The organism is Rhodococcus sp. JVH1 (assembly GCF_000280725.2).
GTDB lineage: Bacteria > Actinomycetota > Actinomycetes > Mycobacteriales > Mycobacteriaceae > Rhodococcus_F > Rhodococcus_F jostii_A.
Map to the genome: position 1 here is coordinate 7,640,953 of NZ_CP166289.1, position 19,318 is coordinate 7,660,270.

20 protein-coding genes are annotated in these 19,318 nt (G+C 66.5%); 11 read left to right on the top strand and 9 right to left on the bottom strand.

The features are described 5' to 3' along the window. Positions 1-100: 100 nt before the first annotated feature. Together JVH1_RS35990 and JVH1_RS35995 are read right to left on the bottom strand one after the other, a co-directional pair. Positions 101-754, bottom strand: a complete 654-nt coding sequence (locus tag JVH1_RS35990) for a DUF305 domain-containing protein (RefSeq protein WP_009472854.1) — start codon at positions 752-754, stop codon at positions 101-103. Continuing rightward, complete coding sequence (locus JVH1_RS35995; protein ID WP_009472853.1) at positions 744-2,318, bottom strand: LVIVD repeat-containing protein; 1,575 nt, start codon at positions 2,316-2,318, stop codon at positions 744-746. The genes JVH1_RS35990 and JVH1_RS35995 overlap by 11 nt, the downstream gene beginning before the upstream one ends. 156 nt (positions 2,319-2,474) lie before the next feature. Between JVH1_RS35995 and JVH1_RS36000 the strand changes: the two genes are divergently transcribed. Beyond that, complete coding sequence (locus JVH1_RS36000) at positions 2,475-3,389, top strand: exodeoxyribonuclease III (RefSeq protein ID WP_009472852.1); 915 nt, start codon at positions 2,475-2,477, stop codon at positions 3,387-3,389. 39 nt (positions 3,390-3,428) lie between these two features. Here the strand turns inward: JVH1_RS36000 and JVH1_RS36005 are convergent, their stop codons facing one another. Both JVH1_RS36005 and JVH1_RS36010 read right to left on the bottom strand, forming a co-directional pair. Continuing rightward, positions 3,429-3,746: a hypothetical protein gene (locus JVH1_RS36005; protein ID WP_009472851.1), complete on the bottom strand. Its 318-nt coding sequence runs from the start codon at positions 3,744-3,746 to the stop codon at positions 3,429-3,431. 66 nt (positions 3,747-3,812) lie between these two features. After that, complete coding sequence (locus tag JVH1_RS36010) at positions 3,813-4,727, bottom strand: hypothetical protein (protein ID WP_043777543.1); 915 nt, start codon at positions 4,725-4,727, stop codon at positions 3,813-3,815. A gap of 244 nt (positions 4,728-4,971) precedes the next feature. Between JVH1_RS36010 and JVH1_RS36015 the strand changes: the two genes are divergently transcribed. Together JVH1_RS36015 and JVH1_RS36020 are read left to right on the top strand one after the other, a co-directional pair. Beyond that, positions 4,972-6,123, top strand: a complete 1,152-nt coding sequence (locus JVH1_RS36015; protein ID WP_157173908.1) for a hypothetical protein — start codon at positions 4,972-4,974, stop codon at positions 6,121-6,123. A gap of 121 nt (positions 6,124-6,244) precedes the next feature. Then, positions 6,245-7,522, top strand: a complete 1,278-nt coding sequence (locus JVH1_RS36020; protein ID WP_009472847.1) for a sensor histidine kinase — start codon at positions 6,245-6,247, stop codon at positions 7,520-7,522. 32 nt (positions 7,523-7,554) lie between these two features. Here the strand turns inward: JVH1_RS36020 and JVH1_RS36025 are convergent, their stop codons facing one another. Together JVH1_RS36025 and JVH1_RS36030 are read right to left on the bottom strand one after the other, a co-directional pair. After that, positions 7,555-7,767 carry a molybdopterin-binding protein gene (locus JVH1_RS36025; RefSeq protein ID WP_009472846.1) on the bottom strand — a complete coding sequence of 71 codons (213 nt, stop codon included), beginning with the start codon at positions 7,765-7,767 and terminating at the stop codon, positions 7,555-7,557. Between the two features lie 80 nt (positions 7,768-7,847). Further along, complete coding sequence (locus JVH1_RS36030) at positions 7,848-8,330, bottom strand: hypothetical protein (protein ID WP_063720682.1); 483 nt, start codon at positions 8,328-8,330, stop codon at positions 7,848-7,850. A gap of 317 nt (positions 8,331-8,647) precedes the next feature. On the opposite strand from JVH1_RS36030, the gene JVH1_RS36035 reads away from it, so the two are divergent. From JVH1_RS36035 to JVH1_RS36050, 4 genes are all read left to right on the top strand, one after another. Beyond that, on the top strand, positions 8,648-8,938 hold the full coding sequence (locus JVH1_RS36035; protein WP_043777540.1) for a diguanylate cyclase domain-containing protein: 291 nt from the start codon (positions 8,648-8,650) through the stop codon (positions 8,936-8,938). A gap of 347 nt (positions 8,939-9,285) precedes the next feature. Beyond that, positions 9,286-12,324, top strand: a complete 3,039-nt coding sequence (locus JVH1_RS36040) for a serine/threonine-protein kinase (protein ID WP_009472841.1) — start codon at positions 9,286-9,288, stop codon at positions 12,322-12,324. A gap of 148 nt (positions 12,325-12,472) precedes the next feature. Next, positions 12,473-12,865: a hypothetical protein gene (locus JVH1_RS36045; RefSeq protein WP_043777539.1), complete on the top strand. Its 393-nt coding sequence runs from the start codon at positions 12,473-12,475 to the stop codon at positions 12,863-12,865. Between the two features lie 86 nt (positions 12,866-12,951). Beyond that, the gene (locus JVH1_RS36050) at positions 12,952-14,064 is read left to right on the top strand and encodes a CapA family protein (protein WP_009472839.1); all 1,113 of its coding nucleotides are present in this window, start codon (positions 12,952-12,954) and stop codon (positions 14,062-14,064) included. Positions 14,065-14,130: 66 nt separating this feature from the next. Here the strand turns inward: JVH1_RS36050 and JVH1_RS36055 are convergent, their stop codons facing one another. Next, entirely contained in the window at positions 14,131-14,319 is a 189-nt protein-coding gene (locus tag JVH1_RS36055; RefSeq protein ID WP_009472838.1) for a hypothetical protein, read from the bottom strand. Positions 14,320-14,485: 166 nt separating this feature from the next. Between JVH1_RS36055 and JVH1_RS36060 the strand changes: the two genes are divergently transcribed. Then, positions 14,486-15,772 (top strand): serine/threonine-protein kinase, encoded by a 1,287-nt coding sequence (locus JVH1_RS36060; protein ID WP_009472837.1) that lies wholly within the window; start codon positions 14,486-14,488, stop codon positions 15,770-15,772. Between the two features lie 4 nt (positions 15,773-15,776). Here JVH1_RS36060 and JVH1_RS36065 read toward each other — a convergent pair whose 3' ends face one another. Next, positions 15,777-16,364, bottom strand: a complete 588-nt coding sequence (locus tag JVH1_RS36065) for a poly-gamma-glutamate hydrolase family protein (protein WP_237723916.1) — start codon at positions 16,362-16,364, stop codon at positions 15,777-15,779. Here JVH1_RS36065 and JVH1_RS36070 point away from each other — a divergent pair. The 3 genes from JVH1_RS36070 (at position 16,260) to JVH1_RS36080 (ending at position 18,257) form a co-directional block, all read left to right on the top strand. Beyond that, positions 16,260-16,775 (top strand): hypothetical protein, encoded by a 516-nt coding sequence (locus JVH1_RS36070; RefSeq protein ID WP_237735076.1) that lies wholly within the window; start codon positions 16,260-16,262, stop codon positions 16,773-16,775. The two genes, JVH1_RS36065 and JVH1_RS36070, sit on opposite strands and share 105 nt — an antisense overlap. A gap of 50 nt (positions 16,776-16,825) precedes the next feature. Beyond that, entirely contained in the window at positions 16,826-17,191 is a 366-nt protein-coding gene (locus JVH1_RS36075) for a peroxiredoxin (RefSeq protein ID WP_011593566.1), read from the top strand. Between the two features lie 91 nt (positions 17,192-17,282). Continuing rightward, on the top strand, positions 17,283-18,257 hold the full coding sequence (locus tag JVH1_RS36080) for a nucleoside hydrolase (protein ID WP_009472833.1): 975 nt from the start codon (positions 17,283-17,285) through the stop codon (positions 18,255-18,257). 274 nt (positions 18,258-18,531) lie between these two features. Here JVH1_RS36080 and JVH1_RS36085 read toward each other — a convergent pair whose 3' ends face one another. Further along, positions 18,532-19,245 carry a DUF3105 domain-containing protein gene (locus JVH1_RS36085; RefSeq protein WP_009472832.1) on the bottom strand — a complete coding sequence of 238 codons (714 nt, stop codon included), beginning with the start codon at positions 19,243-19,245 and terminating at the stop codon, positions 18,532-18,534. Between the last annotated feature and the right edge of the window lie 73 nt (positions 19,246-19,318).

A 19,318-nucleotide genomic window follows, 5' to 3' on the forward strand; every position in this document is an offset into this window, starting at 1 on the left:
GCGGCCGGGCAAGGGTGGACGCGGAGTGGGTGGATGCGACGACCGTCGTCGCGCGGTGGGATGGGCTTCCGGGTGTGGGGAGGTCGAGAGCCTCGACGCCTCACGGGTGGGGGAGCGGTCTCGCGTTTCGGGTGTCGAGTATGGCAGTCATTACTGCGATTTCATTGCTCTGGTCACGGATCATCCCGCGTGCGATGCGGCGGATCGGTTCGGATGCAACCGCGTCGGTGGCGGCCTCGGCCATGTCGACGCCCCCTTGGTGGTGCCGAATCATGAGCTGCAGAAACAGTGTCTCGGCATCTGAGCCGCGCAGGCCGGCGAGCCGGGTGATCTCGCTGATACTCGCTGCTCCCGGCATGGGCGCGCCGCCCTGGTCACCCATGGCGTGATCAGATCCGTGGATCCACTGCATCGGATGCGGGGTGGTGAACGGCTCGTCGAAAAGGTTGAGCCAGCCGCGCATCGCCGCGATCTCGGAGGTCTGTGAGACGACGATCTGGTCGGCGATGACCCGGATCTGCGGATCGACGTCCCGCGGCAGCGTCTGGGCGATCAGGACGGCCTGCTCGTGGTGCACCGACATGTCCTGTGCGAAACCGATGTCCGCTGATGACAATTGGACCCCGCCGGGGTTCGTGGCGCGCTCCGACTGCAGCCACATTCCGGCGGCGACCCCGGCGGCACCGACCAAGACGGCGCACAGCAACAGGACGAGCGGACGGCGGAACGACGAAGGCGTGGTGTCACTGCCCATAGGTCGAAACCTGATTCACCGGTGGTTGATAAACGGCGTCGTCGAGCTGCAACGCCATGAAACCGTTGTCGCTGCACGAGGTCCAGATCTGGTTGCCGTGGAACTCCGGAGGCGAGAAGCACCAGTCCGCGGACAGGTCGCCGAACGCCACCATTCCGGCGCGCGGGCCGAACGCGACCCGCGGATCCGTCTTGCCCTCGAAGACGGCGCGGGCGAGCGGAACGAAATTGAAGAGTGAGACACCGATCAGCGAGGACAGTGCGTGCGGTGAGTTGGTGAGCTGAACGTTCTTACCGGTCTGTGCCGGCGGGTTGTAGTAGGCGATCTCGCTGATGCGGCTCAGATCGCGAATATCGAACACGCGGATCCCGGACGATTCCCAGGAGCACGCGAGCGCGGTCGGGTCGGCTGGGCGGTCGACCACGCAGTAGTGCGGATCGTAGGAGAACACCGAGCCGCCTTGCGACGACCGAAGGTTCGCGGCGGTATTGGCCGGGATCTGGATCTCGAGCTTGATCTTCTGCACGATCTCGGCGTGCGCCGGGTCGGCGACATCGAAGACCTTGATCCCACCGCCGCCGGTTTCGTCGACGGTGAAGATGTAGGGCTTGTCCCCATATGTGACCGGGATGCTGTGCTGATTGAAGAAGCCGTCGGTCCACAGATAGGTGGCGATCTGCGGGACGGTGGGATATGGGTCGCCTCGTTGCACCGCGCTGATGTCGAGGACGGTGATCCCACCGAGATTCGACAGGTACATCCGGTTCCCGTCCGGGGTGATGCCGAATCCATGTCCGCCGAGTCCGTGCAATCCCTGCCAGATGATCCGCGGCTCGGCCGGGTTTCTGATGTCGATGGCGGTGAGGAATCCCGGTGCGGGGCCGGACACCCAGTAGGTGTTGCCGTCCGGGGAGAAGCCGCCTTCGTGGGAGATGAACGGCAGCGGCATGGTGACGTCGGTACCGGCACCCCGGTTGAGCAACCGGGGGTGGGCGCAGTCGGAAATGTCGTAGACGGAGAAGTAGCCGGTGCCGGCAGCGATCGGCACCGCTGTGGCCGCGAGCAACTTGCGTGCCTTGTTGACCTTCAGACTTTCCCAGGTTCCGCCCAGCATCGCCGGTTCGTTCAGGGTCGTGGACAACGCCGGCTGCGCGGGGTTCGACACGTCGAGCACCTGTACGCCCGGCGTTGTGGGGTTGAGCAGGTTCCCGGGGAAGAACGTGCTGGTGTATGAGCAGTGGTCGTAGGTCACGGACAGCAGGCCGCCACCGCGATCCTGCAAGCCTCCGACCAACGACATGTTGCATCGATAGCCCTGGGTGCTACGGCCGTTGTTCCGGTCCTCGGCCGGAACGTCGCCCTGCATACCGGTCTCCGGCAGCGAACCAGGACCGCAGTTCGCCCGCGGAACGGCCGTCGAACCGACGTCGTCGAAGAAGAACGTCTCGGCTGACGCGATGGCAGGCATCGGGCTTGTCGCGACGCCGAGAACGACCGATACCGCGAGGGCCGCGGTAGCCACACCTCGCCGGGCACTTCCTGGTCGCATCCGCGCGATCCTCATCGAGATCTCCCCCTGCAGTGTGGTCTCAATCACGGGAACGCTAGCAACCCGTACTCGAGTTCACATACAAATTGGCCAACTCCGCAGAACTGGCGGACGGCGAGTGGAAGTTATGGCGAGATTCGATGCGTCGGTCGGATCCCTACACTGTCAGTCGTGCGAATCGCGACCTTCAACGTCAACGGGATCCGCGCGGCGCAGCGGCGCGGCTTCGAGGACTGGCTGGGCGACCGCGGCCCCGATGTGGTCGCGCTTCAGGAGGTGCGCGCTCGTGCCGAGGCCATCCCGCCGGGGGTGTTCGGCCACTATCACCTCACGTACGACGAGGGCGACGTCGCGGGCCGCAACGGTGTCGCGGTTCTGACCCGGCGTGCGCCCGTCGCAGTTCGGACGTGGAGTGGTACAGCGCTGATGCGTGCGCCGGGTGAAATGCACACCGACAGAGTCGAATTGGATCCGGAGCCGTTGGCTCGGGGTCTGGGAGAGTTCGCGAACCAGGGCCGGTACGTCGAGGTCGACCTGGCCGAGGCGCCGATCACCGTGGCATCGATGTACCTGCCGAAGGGCGGTCTTCCGGCCCACCTGCAGAAGCCCGGACGCATGCGGGAGGCGCCCGACGGCGGAGCACGCTACGACCGCAAGATGCGTTTCCTCTCCGCGTTCGCGCGACAGCTGACCCGCTCGCGGCGCACGGCACGCGCACGGGGAAGGGAGCTTCTGCTGATGGGTGACCTCAACATTGCGCACACCCGTAGCGACGTGCGGAACTGGCGGCGCAGCAATCAGGCCGAGGGGTTTCTGCCGGAGGAGCGCGAGTGGTTCGACTCGATCCTGTCGCCGCGCACCCTCGTCGACGTCGTTCGGCGGCAGCATCCAGGCGTCGACGGCCCGTACTCGTGGTGGTCGTGGCTGGGGCAGTCGTTCGTGAACGACATCGGCTGGCGCATCGACTACCACCTCGCGACGCCGGACCTGGCTCGGGCGGCGGTCACGGCCGGCACCGATCGGGATCCGGTGGCCGACCGCCGGATGAGCGATCACGCTCCGGTCGTCGTGGATTACGACTTCTGAGCGGCCCGGGCTCCTCGCACGGCGAGGACAGCCGGAGACTCAGGTGGTCAGTTTCATGGACAGGAAGGCCAAGGTCGCCCCGAACTCTCGGATCTCGCTGGGCTGGTCCGGCTGACATGCCCATTCGATCAGGTCTCGATCGGCCACCAGGTCGGCGGCGCGACGGCGGGATTCTTCGGGGTCGGGCGGTGTTGCCCGGAGCGCATCACCCAACCGGCTCAGGGGTTCGACGAGAGGGATCAGCTCGGAGGGAGGGCGGTTCTCAGGCGTGAAAACCCGCTGAGCGCTCTTGACCACCGTCATCGCCGCGAGCCACGAACCTTCCCAGGTACCTGCCTGGTCATTCGGTGGGTGCATAGCGTCAGCGTAGACATCGTGCGTCGAGTCTCGCGGCGACTGACCTGAAATCATGGGTTGATCGGTCTACGGCTGTGCGACCACGGTGTTCCCGTTGTCGTCGGAGCAGTTGATCGTGTAACCGATCTCCGCGGATTCCGGGTCTCCCGCGAGGCGGCATTCCCACCCGTCGAAGCTGTACACCGGTTCCCTCTTGTCCGGTGCCGCGAAGTACTTCGTGAGCATCGTGTGCGCCTCGTCGCAGCGGAGTGTGCCCCTCACAATGACCACGGTCGCAGGTTTACCCGTCTCCGGATAGACAACGGGGCCACACTGATTCGATCCGCGGGCCTGCTGGGGGAGCGGGGCCGGGGTGGGCGCGATCTGCGGTGGGCTCGCGCTGGGGAGGCTCACGGGTAACGGGGTGAACTCGAACGCGTAGCCGCTGGTGGAGATGGTGAATCCCTTGTCCGTCGCATCCTCCCTGCAGGAGACGCCGGAGAACTGCACATTGCAACTGAATCCGTCGATCGCCAGCGTGGTGTCATAGGGAAGGACGTTGGCGTTGCCGGGAAAGACAGCCTGGTTCCAGTTCTGGAAGCTCGGCTCCTTCCCCGCCTCGACCGCGATGAGGTTCGCCTCCGCCAGCGGGCCGCCGTCCGGCGAGGCGATCTGTGGAGTCCCCGGCACTCCCAATGGCCCCGCTGTGGGATGAGAGGCGCATCCGGCCAGATTCTTCGTGGGAATGATCGCGCACAGCCATTTCCCTGACGGAGTGACGAAGCCGTAGGAATCGGCTTCTGCGTCGCTGGAGGCGTACTCCTTCGCATCGACACCGTTGACCGGTGCCTCCGTTGGCGGTGCCTCGCTGGAGGCACTCGGCGCGGCCGATTCGGTGCCCTCGGTCGACGATGCGTCCTGGGTGCAGGCCGCGAGAAACAGGGACGAGACACCGGCGATCGATGCCAGCGCCACCGCGGGCCGAAGTCGAATCCTGGTCATGCACCACACCCCTTTCTCCTCAGTCTGCCGGATCGATCGGATGAGATGTTCCCACGAATACCGGTGTGCCGCGTGGCATCGATCGATCCGCGTCGACCACTGCAGGCGATAAGGGGCCGGAGGTGTCGAGAAGGTCCACCCAGGTGTCGCATCACCCCACCCTGTGGTGATGGTGCCGAATCCGGATCCCCGCGAGGATCGATCCCGTGTTCCTCGAACTGTCCGGACTCGCGGGCGGCACCCGGTGAGTCTTCGCGCGCAGAGCGCGACCGCCTTGGTGACCGCCGCACTGGCTGTCGCGGTGGTGGCATCCGTCGACTGGCAGTTGTGCCGGGGCGTGTTCAGTCCGACGGAATTGGCGTTGTTCGTGATCGTCGGAGTGGTGTTCGTGTCGGCCGGCCTGGTCGCCAAGTGGCACCGGCCGCAGGACAACCTGGGGTGGCTGCTGGTTTTCGCCGGGCTGCTGTGGCTGGTGAAGGGCTTTCGGCTGTCGACGGTCCCGGCCCTGTTCACGGCCGGCGCGGCGCTGACCAACATGTATATCCCGGTACTGATCCAACTCGTGTTCAGTTTTCCCTGGGGGCGGTTGCGTCACCGGTGGGAGCGATGGTTCGTCGGCGGAAGTTATGCGTATTACGCGGTCGCCGTCGTCTCCGAGCTTGCATTCCTCGACACCCACCGCGTCAGCCCGGCCCATCCGCCGTCGTTGAACCTGCTCCTGGTGCGTGACGACCCGAGGGTCTTCGCGGCGCTGCAAGTGATCTTCGGTGCGGTCGGGATCGCCCTCGGTGTCGTTCTGATCGGGGTGGTGGTCGCCCGGTGGAGGTCGGGTTCACCGGCCTACCGGGCCGCCGTGGCGCCACTGTGGATTGCCGCGCTGCTCGGGACCGCCGCCACCGCCTGGACACCGCTGGTCTCCGTGTGGGTGCACAGCCCGCAGCATGCGTGGACGCTGCTTCTGCGCTATCCGTCGACTGCGCTGATCCCGCTTGCGGTGCTGGCCGGGATGTGGCGCTACCGAGTCGCCCGAGCCGCGGTGCGCAACCTGATGATCGAGATCGGTACCGCTCCACTCGGTGACGGCTTCATCGAAGCGCTGCGGGCGGCGTTACGCGACCCGGACCTGGCGTTGTGGTCGTTCTCCCGCGCCCGCGACGGGTATGTGGACGCGCAGGGGCGTCCCCAGGTTCTGCCACCGAGGAACGATCCCCGCGAGGCCACTGCCCTCATCCGTGACGGCGTCCTGGTGGGGGCGTTGGTGTACGACCGGGCGGTCGCCGACCTGCCGAGGCTGCTGGCGGCCGTGCGGGCCGCGACCACCCTGGCGCTGGACAATCAGCGACTGCACGGCGAACTCGAGGCGCAGTTCGCCGAGGTCCGCAGGGCCCGCGAGTAGACCGCCGAGTGCCAGGGGTCCTAGCACTCGCCGGTGCTAGAATCTTGGGCATTGTCGCAGGTCCGGCAGTTGATGTCCTCGCATCTTCCTGTCGGAGTCGCCCGGCCGAGGAGGCCGTCCCATGGCTGAGTCATCGGTACTACCCGCGGATCTCGGCGGCAGCCCAGATCTCGAACGCATCATCCTCGAGCACGCCTATCGCGGCGCGTATCTCCAGCTCGCACTTCGTGGTGTTCTGGTGCTCTTCATCGCGTTGACGCTGGCGTTCGTCCCGCCCATGAACGACGCGGGCGTGTGCGTCGCGGTCCTGATCTGCTACGCACTCTGGTCCGGCGGGCTCGCGCTGTGGACTCGGCGAGGCGGTCCCGGGCCGGTGAACGCGATGTGGCTCGCCCTGTTCGTCGACCTCGCGGTCCTCGGTCGCCTCACCCTGTTGACTGGTATTGCGGCACAACAAAGTTGGACCGCAGACATTCTGAGCAACGGTTTATTCGTGATCCCGCTACTGGCCTCCACGCAGCTGCGCCCGGGGGTCTGTGCGTCCGTGGTCGTGCCGACGGTCCTGGTGTTCCTGGCCGCGAGCTGGGCGACGATGGCGTCGAACGAAGAGCCCTGGTCCTCCATCCTGCTCAGCACGATGGCCCTCGCCGTCCTCGGTGCGGGCGCCGTGATGCTCAGCAGAATTCAACGGTCCAGGGTGCTGACGATCGGTCACCTGGTGCGCGACCGCACCGCCCTGCTCGCGGAGTTGATGGGTCTCGAACAACGCGAACGACGTGCGTTGTCAGAGCAACTCCACGACGGGGCGCTCCAATTCGTCCTGGCCGCGAAGATGGACCTCGACGACCTCACCGGCAGTGCCGACCCGGAGGCGGTCGCTCGCATCACCCACGCACTCACCGAATCCGCAACCCTGCTCAGGGCGACCGTCTCCGAGCTGCATCCCACTGTGCTCGATCGCGTCGGTCTCGCTCGCGCCCTCGGCGATCTCACCCGCTCGGCCCAGGCGCGTGGCGGTTTCGAGGTTCAGCTCCTGACCTCGGAATGGGTCGACGACCTTCGCACGTCGGCTGATGATGTGCTGTTCAGCGCGGCACGCGAATTGCTCAGCAACGTGGTCAAACACGCGCAAGCCAGTACCGTTCGGGTCGAGCTGGCGCAGTGGGGTGAGCATGCCGTCCTCGATGTCACCGACGACGGGTGCGGCATCTCCCGAGAGGCGATCGACCGCAGCCTCAGTAGAGGCCACATCGGATTGACATCGCACGAACTCCGTGTCGTCGCGGCGGGAGGCAGCTTCTCCGTCCACCCCGGACCTCGATCCGGAACGGTTGCGCACATCGAAATGCCGTTCGAGATCGTGACAGCACCCGACTCCCTCACCACCTCGGCGCACTAGCAGATCGCGGGGCGCTGAGGCCGGGATTCGGGCTACTCGACGGCAAGCATCACCTCGGTGGATTTCACGAGCACCGTCGCAGCCACCCCCGCCTTCAGGCCGAGTTCCTCGACCGCCTCCTTCGTGATGGATGCAGTGACGATCTGCTCGCCTCCGTCGAGCTTCACTTTCACCGTGGCCATCACACTGCCGAGGGTGACCTCGGTGATCGTTCCGGCGAGCTGGTTCCTCGTGGACAAACGCATCGTGAACCTCCATGTCGGGGCACGTCGTTCCGACGCTAGCCGCAACCACTTCGGAAAGGGAGAGGACCGAACCTTTCGGATCAATCGGATGTGACAGCGGACGGGCTGGGTTCGAGGAGGGCCGTGACACAGGTCGGACCGAGACCGATCTCCGGCCACCCCGCCGAGATCATGATGTCGTGCGGGCGTGTACACGTTCCGAGCCAATAATTCGGCTCCGTGCGGTACGCAGGCACCCCACCCCACTTCAGCGGCGAGCCGGAGCGCGGAAGGTAGGGGTCGGCTTCGCCCGCCACGGAACCCAGCTGCAGCAGCACCGACAAGTACGACCACTGGGTGTCGGGATCGGTCGGATCGGACAGCGTTCGTGTCTCGTGATGCGCACGTTCGGCGGCGCGCCCGGTCGCGGTCAGCGCGAGCCGGATATGGATTCCGGACGAGAAAGCGATGATTCCCAGCAAGTCGAGGGTGATGTGCGTTTTGGACGCGAGAATGGTGGGACCGTGCACTGCGGTCCCACTGGCTGCCGGCGGCGCGAATGCCGGCCAACGCACTCTGCGCATGCCCACGATCGTGCACCTCCATCGAGGCGGAATCAACGTGCCACGCCCGCAGCGCCGCGGTGTTGTCGACGCCGCTTATCGTGGATGGGGTCACAGGCGGTGTGGGACGGGTCAGAAGGCGGCGAACTCGCCGTGCTGGCCTATCGGGGACCCGAGCCCTCGCCGACGACGTTCGCCCCGGGAAGGGGTTCGCAACCCGGGTATGCCGCCGCCATCCGCCGCATCGAGGCCGAAGCCGCGTTGGTGCAGGTCGTCAACGAGCGCCTCGGCCATGCCGGCGACGACGCACTGATCGTTCTCGCCAGGCATAGTCGGCGGTGCGCCCGGGCGACACCGTTGCCCGCCTCGGCGGTGACGAATTCGTGGTGGTGTGTGAGGACGTCGCAGGTGCACCGGAGGCGGTGGCAATTGCCGCCCGGATCACGGGAAGCCTCGCCGACCTGAACCGGGCCGAATCTCTCGACTGGCCGATCAGTGCCAGTATCGGTGTCGCACTGTCCGATCCGGAGTGCACCCGCGAAGAACTCGTCCGCCGGGCGGACTCGGCGATGTATCGGGCGAAAGCTGCGGGGCCGGGCGGCTACGCGCTCTACGACGGCACCTTCTAGGACGGCAGCAGAGCCCGATCGGTGCACAGCGGCCGACGTGGCAGGAAGTCGCGGCCGCCGATAGGCACCCTAGGGAGGGGAAATTGTCATCTTGACGCGGATCCCGGCCCGTCGAATACTTTCTGGACAGGGCGGATCCCGTCGACCTACGACGAAAAGACTCCGCTTCGCCCTTGTGACAGAAAGATATTCGCGTCGTCGACTGCTGGTGAACGCATCGGCGTGTCTGGTCGACCTGCATCAGAGGTGAAAGCGATGAACACGAGTGTGCACGTGGGCACGAAGCCTGCCCGGCTCGGCGGGCGTCGCCGCGACGTCGTGGACGTCGGACGGAATTGAGGCGCCCGATGGCCGATTTCGACCCAGATGCGACCCAGGCGGCGGCGGTCCGTGCAGTCGGCCACGGGATCGTGGCCGAGTTGGACGCTGCCGGGTTCGCAGGTGCAGAGGAAGTCGGCCGGGGCGGGTTCGGTGTCGTGTACCGCTGCCTGCAGCGTTCACTGGGGCGAATCGTCGCGATCAAGGTGCTGACCTCGGACCTGGACCCCGAGAACCGCGAACGCTTCCTGCGGGAGGGGTACGCGATGGGTGGGCTCTCCGGTCACCCGAACATCGTCAACATACTGCAGGTCGGCGTGACCGACGCCGGTCGCCCGTACATCGTCATGCACTATCACCCCCGCGATTCACTGGCGGTCCAGATACGCCGGGAAGGTCCGCTGCCCTGGCCGGAGGCGATCAGCATCGGGGTGAAGCTGGCGGGAGCCCTGGAGACGGCGCACCGCACCGGTACGCTGCATCGCGACATCAAACCCGCGAACATCCTTCTCACCGCCTACGGCGAGCCGCAGCTCACCGATTTCGGCATCGCGCACATCGCCGGCGGGTACGAAACGGCCACCGGCGGGTTTACCGGGTCACTGGCATTCACCGCGCCGGAGGTGCTGAACGGGGAATCGCCGACCGCGAGGTCCGACGTCTACGGACTGGGCGCGACGATCTTTTCACTGATCGCGGGGAGGGCGGCGTTCGAGCGGAAGACCGGGGAGGAACTCGTTGCGCAATTCGTGAGGATCAGCAGCCAACCGGTGCCGGACCTGCGCGCCCAGGGCATCCCGGACGGCGTGTGCGCCGTGATCGAGAGGGCAATGGCGACGAATCCCGCTGCTCGGCCGGGGTCCGCCGAGGAGTTCGGACACGAACTCCAAGCCGCTCAGCGACACATCGGTCTGCGTTCGGACGCGATGGCGCTGGCACCCCTGGAGGCCGCGCAGACGACTGAGGAGCACCCGTCGGATTCCGGTGCCGATGGATACCGTCGAATCCGCTACGAAGGTTCGGACAGCGGTCAGCGTCCGTGGGGCGAACCGACCCAGCAGCTCCAGCCGGATTCCCATCCGTCGGGACCGCCGTTCTGGCCGCCGAATGGCCCGCCGCCCTGGCCACCGACCGGAGAATCGGGCAGCATCGGAGAGTCCCGCACAGGTCGGCGCGCGGTCCTGACCGTCCTGGCACTGGTCGTCGCGCTGGTGCTGGCCGGCGGCGGGTACCTCGTGCTTCGAGAAACCACCGGCCCAGGCACCGCACGACCTACCGTGCAGGACGCCGGCGCTTCTCCTGCCGTCGACCCGACCGCGGCGTGGCGACCGGTCGAGGATGCCCGTGTTGCCCGCCAGCAGACGGCAACGACCGTCGCGGACGGGACGATCTGGGTCTTCGGAGGGTTGGACGAGAACGGCGTCTCCGCCCAGCAGGAGGGCTATGACCCGGCCATCGACACCTGGAAGGCCGGCCCCGACCTTCCGGTCCCGCTCAATCATGCGATGGCTGTCACCTACAACGACGAACCCGTGCTGATCGGCGGTTGGAAAGCGGAAGGTCAGAACCTGACCGCTGTCGATTCCGATCGGGTGATGGCCATGCGCGACGGCCGGTGGGTGGACCTGCCGCCGCTGAACGCACCGCGGGCAGCTGGGGCCGCGGCCGTGGTCGGCGACAAGATCGTGGTCGCGGGCGGACAGGCGAACGGTCAACTGGTGGCGACGACCGAGGTGTTCGACGGCACGAAGTGGACGACGGTCGCGCCTGTCCCCACACCACGCGAGCACCTGGCCGGGGTGTCGGATGGTACGTACTTCTATGCGATCGGTGGGCGGGATCTGGCGTCGGACCAGAACACCGCCGCGGTCGAACGGTTCGATCCTGCCGCGGGAACGTGGACGACGTTGCCCGCCATGCCCACTCCTCGCGGCGGGCTCGGTGCGGCGTTCATCGACGGCCGCATCGTCGCGGTCGGTGGTGAAGAACCGACTCGGGTGCTGTCGACCGTGGAGGCCTACGACGTGGTCGCGGGAACGTGGTCGCAACTGCCGGCTCTGCGCACACCGCGGCACGGGATGGCGGTCGGCGCGGTCGGCAACACGGTGTATGCCGTCGGCGGCGGTATCAAACCGACACACGCCGAATCCACTGCTGTGTCCGAGGCCCTCCAGCTCGCGCCACGCAAGACCCAGTGGGCGCCGGCGTGGCGTCCGCTGAAGGATGCGCCGATCGCCCGTCAGCAGACGGCGACGGCCGTCGCGGACGGCACGATCTGGGTGCTCGGCGGACTCGACAATGCGGGGTCGACCCCGAAGGTCGAGGGGAACGACCCCGCCATCGACACCTGGAAGGCGGGCCCCGACCTTCCGGTTCCCCTCAATCACGCGATGGCCGTCGAGTACGGGGGCGAGTTGGTGGTCCTCGGAGGCTGGGTGCCGGAAGGTCCGAACCTCACCGGGATCACGTCGGACCGGGTGCTCACGCTGCGGAACGGCAAGTGGATGGATTTGGCGCCGATGAACGAGCCGCGGGCGGCGGGGGCCGCGGCCGTGGTCGGCGACAAGATCGTGGTCGCCGGGGGACAGGCGGACGGCGCATTGGTGGCGACGACCGAGGTGTTCGACGGAACGAAGTGGACGACCGTCTCGGACATCCCGACTCCACGGGAGCATCTGGCCGGGGTGTCGGATGGTACGTACTTCTATGCGATCGGTGGGCGGGATCTGGCGTCGGACCAGAACACCGCCGCGGTCGAACGGTTCGATCCCGCCGCGGCAACGTGGACGACGTTGCCCGCCATGCCCACTCCTCGCGGCGGGCTCGGTGCGGCGTTCATCGACGGCCGCATCGTCGCGGTCGGTGGTGAACAGCCGACCAAGGTGCTGTCAACCGTCGAGGCCTACGACGTCGACTCGGGAACCTGGTCATCATTACCGCCCATGCCCACGGGAGCTCACGGGATGTCGGTTGCAACGGTCGGTCACACCGTCTACGCCATCGGCGGTGCGTTACGGCCCACCCATGCGGAGTCCACCGCGACTGCACAGGCACTGGATTTCTGGTGAGAGTGCCGGCGTCGACGGGTCGATCGTCCACCGGTCACGCACGCTGAATGTCTTCTGTCCGTGTAGTTGTGCTCAGTAGAGGGGGACTAGACTTGTCGTTGGAGGGGCGAGGTTCGCAGGATGCGGGCCGGGTAGGAAGTGGTTCGTGATGAAGGTGACGGCGAAGGCCACCCGTTGTGGCGGCTGGTGGGTGGTGGAGGTCCCGGGAGTCGAGGCGGCTCTCACCCAGGCGCGGCGGCTCGATCAGGTTTCTGCCATGGTGGCGGATGCTGTGCATCTGGTCGAGGATGTGCCGGCCGAGGACGTCGAGGTGGTCCTCGACTACGAGATCGGGGATTCGGCGGCGCTCATGGAGGCCCGAGCGGCCCACTTGCAGATCGAGTCCGCCGCTCACGCGCAGGAATGTGCAGCGCGGGCCTCGCGGGCCGCGGTGGCGCATCTGCGCCGATCGGGGCTGTCGGTGCGTGATATCGGTGTCATCCTTGAGCTGAGCCCGCAACGGGTCTCTCAGCTCGACCGAGCAGACGCTCGTACTCGATGACAGTGCGAGCGGCGGGTGCATACTCCGGGCCGTGATGTCGGTCTCCGAGTATGGTCCCGGTACTCGTGCTGTCGCTGAGGATTTCGATGTCCGACACCATCAGGATGTTCCTCGCCGGCGACGTGATGACCGGTAGGGGCGTCGACCAGATCCTCCCCTTTCCCGGCGACCCGGAGTTGAGGGAGCGTTGCGTCCGCGATGCCCGCGAGTACGTCGCGTTGGCGGAGAAGCGAAATGGTCCGATCCCCGGCCCCGTCGGGTTCGGGTGGCCGTGGGGTGAGGCGTTGCCGATCCTCGACGCTGCGGAGCCCGAGGCCCGCGTCGTCAATCTCGAAACGACCGTCACCACGTGTGCTCGATTCGCGTCCAAGGGAATCAACTACAGAATGCATCCGTCGAACCTGGGGGTGCTCACCGCTGCGCGGATCGACGTCTGCGTACTGGCGAACAATCACCTACTCGACTTCGGTGCCGATGGTCTCGTGGAGACCCTCGACGTGCTGGCGCGCAACGGCGTGCGGACCGTCGGAGCGGGGCGCACCGTGGCACAGGCGTGGTGTCCCGTGGTCGTGGAGACCGGACGGGGTCGTCGGCTGCTGATCTGGGCCGCAGCACTGCCGTCGAGTGGGGTCTCGTCGCACGGGGCGGCACGCCGGGGTCGGCCGGGTGTCGCGTACCTTCCGGAACCCACGCCCGCCGAGGCAGACCATGTCCTCGACCGGACGCGGCTGATACGGAGGAACACGGACGTGGTGGCGGTCTCTCTGCACTGGGGTTCGAACTGGGGATACGACGTGCCGGACACGCATGTCGAATTCGCGCATCGGCTCGTCGACGGTGGTGTCGATGTTGTCTTCGGGCACTCGTCTCACCACCCGCGGCCGGTCGAGATCTACCGCGGCCACCCGATCTTGTACGGCTGCGGCGACCTGATCAACGACTACGAGGGCATCGGGGGACACGAACGCTTCCGCGACCATCTGCGGCTGCTCTATCTGGTGACGCTCGACGCGCGCACGCACGAACTGCTCGAGCTACGAATGGTGCCGATGAGGTCTCGGCAGATGCAACTGCACCGCGCGTCGAGACGTGACACCGAATGGCTGCGGCGGGTTCTCGACGGGATCAGCCGCGACTTCGGCACCCGCATCGATGTAGGCGACGACGTTCTCGTCGCCCGCGCGAACCACGCGAACTAAAGACCGGCGGGGTACCTTCCGCGGCGCCCGAGTCGAAATCGGGCGCCGCCGAAGAGCGGAATCAGGTTACCGATCAGCGTCGACGCCGCCGCGAATCCAGTGCTGGATCCGCCAGATCACGTTGTACAGATTCCACGGTGCGACGTCGTAGGTATCCCACGGCTGACCGACGTGTGCGGTCCATTCGGGAATCCGCCCACAACAGATCCGGTGATCGAACACGGAATAGAGGGCATTGCAGAATGCAGTACGCATCAGGTTTCTCCTGAGTCGGGGCGGTCCCGGACCGGGACTAGCCTAGGTGCGTTCTGCGCATACGAGCACACTACCGGGCTCCAACGAGAACCTATGGCCCCCACCGCCTAGAATTTCGGGTGCACGGACCCGCAGACGCGGTAATTTCGATCGGCGGAGAGTGGCAATGCAAGTTGGAGCGCTATTCGGCAGATACCGGCTGGACCGTTCGCTGACGGTGGATGTGAGCGGCGAGGTCTGGGCGGCGTTCGACACCGTCATGTTCCGGCAGGTCGTGGTGCGGGTGCTGCCGCCGGATGCTACCGAGGACGACGAATACTGCGATCGGTTCGAACGGGAAGCCGGGATCGCGGCGCAGATCCGGAACCCGCACATAGTGCCGATCCACGACTTCGGGCAGGTCGGAAACCGGCTCTTTCTCGCAACGCCGGTCACCCAGGGCACGAACTTGCGGACGATCCTTCAGTCCACCGGACCGATGGAGGTATCGCGCGCGGTCGGCGTTGTCGAGCAACTGGCGTCGGCGCTGGAGGCCGTGCGCGTGGCCGGGCTGGTCGAGCAGGAAGTGTCGTCGGCGAACGTCGTCGTGCAGGACGGGGGACTGGTCCAGCTCACGGACGTCGGGCTCCCCACGATTCTCGGGGCCGCGTCGGGCGTCTACGGTCTGACCTGCGTGTTGTACGAGTGCCTCACCGGGGAGGTGTTCCCGACCTCGGCGATCCCGACGCCACCGGTCGGCATGGCTGCCGTGATCGCACGCGGAACGGCGGCTGACCCCGCGCGGCGCTATCGGTCGGTGGGCGAACTCGCCGCCGCCGCTCGTGTCGCGGCGCCACCGCAACAGCCTGCCGTCGAGCCCGCTCCTGCGACCCCTCCGATCGACCGGAACCGCCGCCTGATCGTCGCCGGACTTGCGCTCGCCGCGATCGTCGCTGCCGCGATTGTCGGGGGCGTGATCATCGGATCGGGAACGTCATCGCCTCACGTCGCCGTGCCTACGCCGTCGTCGAGCGCGGCAAGGCCGGCATCGCCGTCATCGTCACCGTCCGCCATGGCGAACCCGACCGCTGCCGAACAGGAGCCGCCGGTCCAAGCACCACCACCGACGGAAACACCGGTTGCGGAGGCTCCCATTCAGGAGGAAGCCATACCGATACCGACTCCGGCGCCGCAATCACCACCGGTAGTGCCGGCACCCGCACCCCCTCCGGGAGCATCCGCTCCGCAGGTGCTGCCGTGCTATCCCGGTTACGAGCACACCCCGCCCCCGGACGGCCCGTGCCTCCCACCCGGCTCGCCACCGGCGAATGCCCCGGCACCCGTGCCTGCCCCGGCACCCGTGCCTGCCCCGGCACCAGCGCCCGCCCCAGCCCCGCAGGTGCTGCCGTGCTATCCCGGTTACCAGCACACCCCGCCCCCGGACGGGCCGTGCTGGGCTCCCGCGGGCCCGTGAAGTCTCACCGAAGATTGTCGGCGGCGATCCAGGTGTCGTAGACCTCGCTGACCGCTGCAGCGATCGCCGGACCGTGCAGTGTCCGCGCGGCTCGTGATTGTTCGATTTGGATTCCGCCGGCAGCGTCGATGGTCAGGCGGTTGACCAGGTTGGATGCGGATTCACCACTATGTCGTTCTCCGCGTTCGGCTACGCGAACACAGATACCGCTTCCGTCGAGTGCCTTCGCGATCGCGTTCCGGACGTCCGACTTGAGCCGCGCGGGAGCGCGGCCGCCGATGAGGACGTCGTTTCCTCGGTAGCCGTGAAACGACAGCGCCCACCGGAATCGTCTCGCCGACAGGGAGCGTAGAAGCGGAAAGCTGTGCACGCTGAGATCAGTCGAGGAAATGTGCCATGCACGATAGGCATTGCCTACCGGTCGCCACCCTTTACACACCCACAGTGTCGAATCGCGTGATCCGAGCGAAGCGACGACCTGTTCAGCTTGCTGATCCGTTCGGGTTTCGATGGCGCCACCGTGCGGTGCCAGGACCACGAGACGGTGATGTCGCCCGTCGTCTTCGAGCCGCTCGATGAACTCACCCCCCATTTCGGCCTCTTCCTCGGTCATCGCGGAGGCGGTGCACCGTCGGTCGAGTGTCACCGTCTGTCCCGGCGCCGCGCCGAGTCGACGACAGCCCCCCGCTGTTATCCGGATGGTGTCGATCTCGTCCACATCGGTATCCGGGAGCAAAGTGAACAGTGCGGTCGTTCCCCCGTGGCTCACGCGAGCCTGCTGACGCGGCTCCGCTCCCATCCGAGTCAACATCCGCGGGTGAATTCCGATACGTTCGGCGGCGGATGCCCTGGTGGAGCGATCGTGACGGACGGCGAGGCGCAACGGCATCGAAATCTGCTGAAACGGACGCTGTTCGAACACCTTTTCAGGTTAGGCTCGAATCCGTTGTGGGTGCGGTCGAAACAAAAAACCGCCACCGATCTCGAGGTGCGAATCCGGTGACTCGATGAGCCCCCTTGTCGGCAGTCCTCGCGCGGCGAAGACTCGAATCCATGAGCAATAAAGCAGTGGTCAGTCTCACCACCGGTCTCGAGGACGCCGAGAAGGTGACGGTTGCGTTTCTGGTCGCGGTCGGCGCGGCAGAACAACAGCGCGAGACGCTGATGTTTCTCACGAAAGAAGCGGTACGGCTGGCGCTCGACGGCACGATTCAGGGCGTGGCCTGCGAAGGTTGTCCGCCGCTTCCCGATCTGGCGGCGCGGTTCGCGACCGCGGGCGGCATCTACATGGTGTGTCCGATCTGCTTCGAGGCCAAGCACCTCGACAAGGACGCGCTGGTATCCAATGCCGAACTCGCCGGGACGGTACCGATGTGGAAGTGGATCGGCGACGAAGGGGCGGTGACCTTCAGCTATTGACCGGCGGAACGACCGGGAACCGGTCCAGTTACACTGCGCGCGAGGGTGATCGAGTCGATTCGATCAGGGATCACGGGGGACAGGACCGGCAGTGACCGACCGCTACGTACTCGTCGACACCGACGCCGGCGTCGACGACGCTCTTGCGCTACTCACCATTGCACAGCACGCCGGAGCCGAAATCGTCGGTGTCGGAACCGTGTTCGGGAACTGCACCGAACGGCAGGCCGCGCGGAACGCCCTCACCGTTCTGTCCGTCGCCGGCATGCGCGACGTTCCGGTGTGCGTCGGGCAATCACGCCCCGGGCCACCACCTGCCACCAGCTCCCCACACGGACTCGACGGACTCGGGGATCGCGGATATCGGCCGCCACCGGGCGTGGGCCCGGCGCCCGAGTCCGCCGTCGATCAACTGCTCCGCGTCGCGCAGGACCGGCCCGGTGCGGTGGACCTGCTGTGCCTGGGTCCGCTGGCCAACATCGCCGCCGCCGTCACACGCGACCCACGGATCCTGACCCGCTTCCGTTCGGTCACCATCATGGGCGGAATGGGACCCGTCTCCCGCAGAGAGGTCGAGGCCGCGGAACAACCACAATTCCTCGAGAAAGGTGACACCAATACCAACCACGATCCAGTCGCGGCCAGGGTGGTTGCTGCAGCGCCTGGGCAGATTACGTGGGTGGGAATGAATGTCACCGGCCGACTCCGATTGGCCTGGGCCGATCTCGTCGCTCGTTCCGTGGTGGCAAAGACGGCGACCTTCGTCCGCGACATCACCGAGGATTATCACCGGTACTGCACCGGCACATATCGCTCCGAGGACCCGATCTACACCGCGCACGATTCCGTCGCGGCCGCCGTGATGCTCGACCCCACGGTGATGCTGTCCGCCGTCGGCGCCCGACCCCGGGTGCTCCACGAGGACGGCCGGGCCGCGGTGTGGGGCATCGCTCCGGCGCAGGGTCCGGCACACCGATTCGTGACCGACCTCGATTTCCGTTCGATCGGTGAGCGGATCACCGCCACGCTCGACGCAGATCTTCCCCGGCCGGGCACGACCGGCTAGCAATGCCCGTGTTCGACGGTCCCGACGACCCTCATGCGGAGGCGTCGAGCAGATGCAGTTCCTCCGCCACGATCAGATCGACCTCTTCGCTGGTCAGTCCGGACAACAGATGTGCCGCCAACATCGCTCTCACCTCCTCATGTGCTCCTACTTACTCGTCGAATCGACGATCGCGATATCGACAAACCGGGCACATTTTCGGCAGGTGAATTTCAGCTTCGACCGCGGGAACCCGATCTCGTCCGAAGTGGTGCGGGAATGTCTGCGGACGCGGCTACTTGCCGTCGATCGGAACGGCGTCCGGACCCGGTGCGGAGGGATCGAACGGCGGCGGGTCGGCCGGATCGAATCCACCCCGCACCGTCGAGCAGGTCGCCCCCGGTTCCGGGTAGGTGTTCGGGTTCTGTCGCAAGGCCGTGAGGAAATCGGAGATCCGCGGATCGGTTACGTCGTCGAGTTTCAGTTGGTGACCCCACGACTGCAGGGACACCGCCGAGTCGAGACCGGGGTACGGCGACATCAGGGTGTACGGTTCGCCCTCGACGTTCGCTGCCAGAGCCGCGATGTCGTCGTCGTCCAGCTGGTCCGGGTCGTAGGTCACCCACACGGCGCCGTGTTCGAGGGAGTGCACGGCGTTCTCGCTGCGGATCGCTTCGGGATAGACAATGCCGGTGCAGGTTGCCCAGTACTGGTCGTGTGCACCGCCGAACGGGGGACTCTGGTCGTAGGCCACCCGCTGCGGTGCCTGCACATGGGCGGCGGGCGGATAGTCGACGGTGACGACCCCTTCGATTCCCAGTGACGGGTCAGGATTGTCCGCACTCGGCGAGAAGTCGCGGGCTTCGTCGTCGGCTCCGGAGGTCAGCAGGTAGGCGACGACGGCGACCGCTCCCACGACGACCACCACGACCGCCAGTAGCAGCCAGGGCAGACGCCGCCGCCCTGCTGACGGTCGAGATTTTGGGTCCACACTGCGGTCGTTCGTCATTGCCGATCCTTCGTCTCACCGGGCGCCCCGACCGCGCATCCCCATCTGCGAAGCATGGTAGTAGACGGTGAGG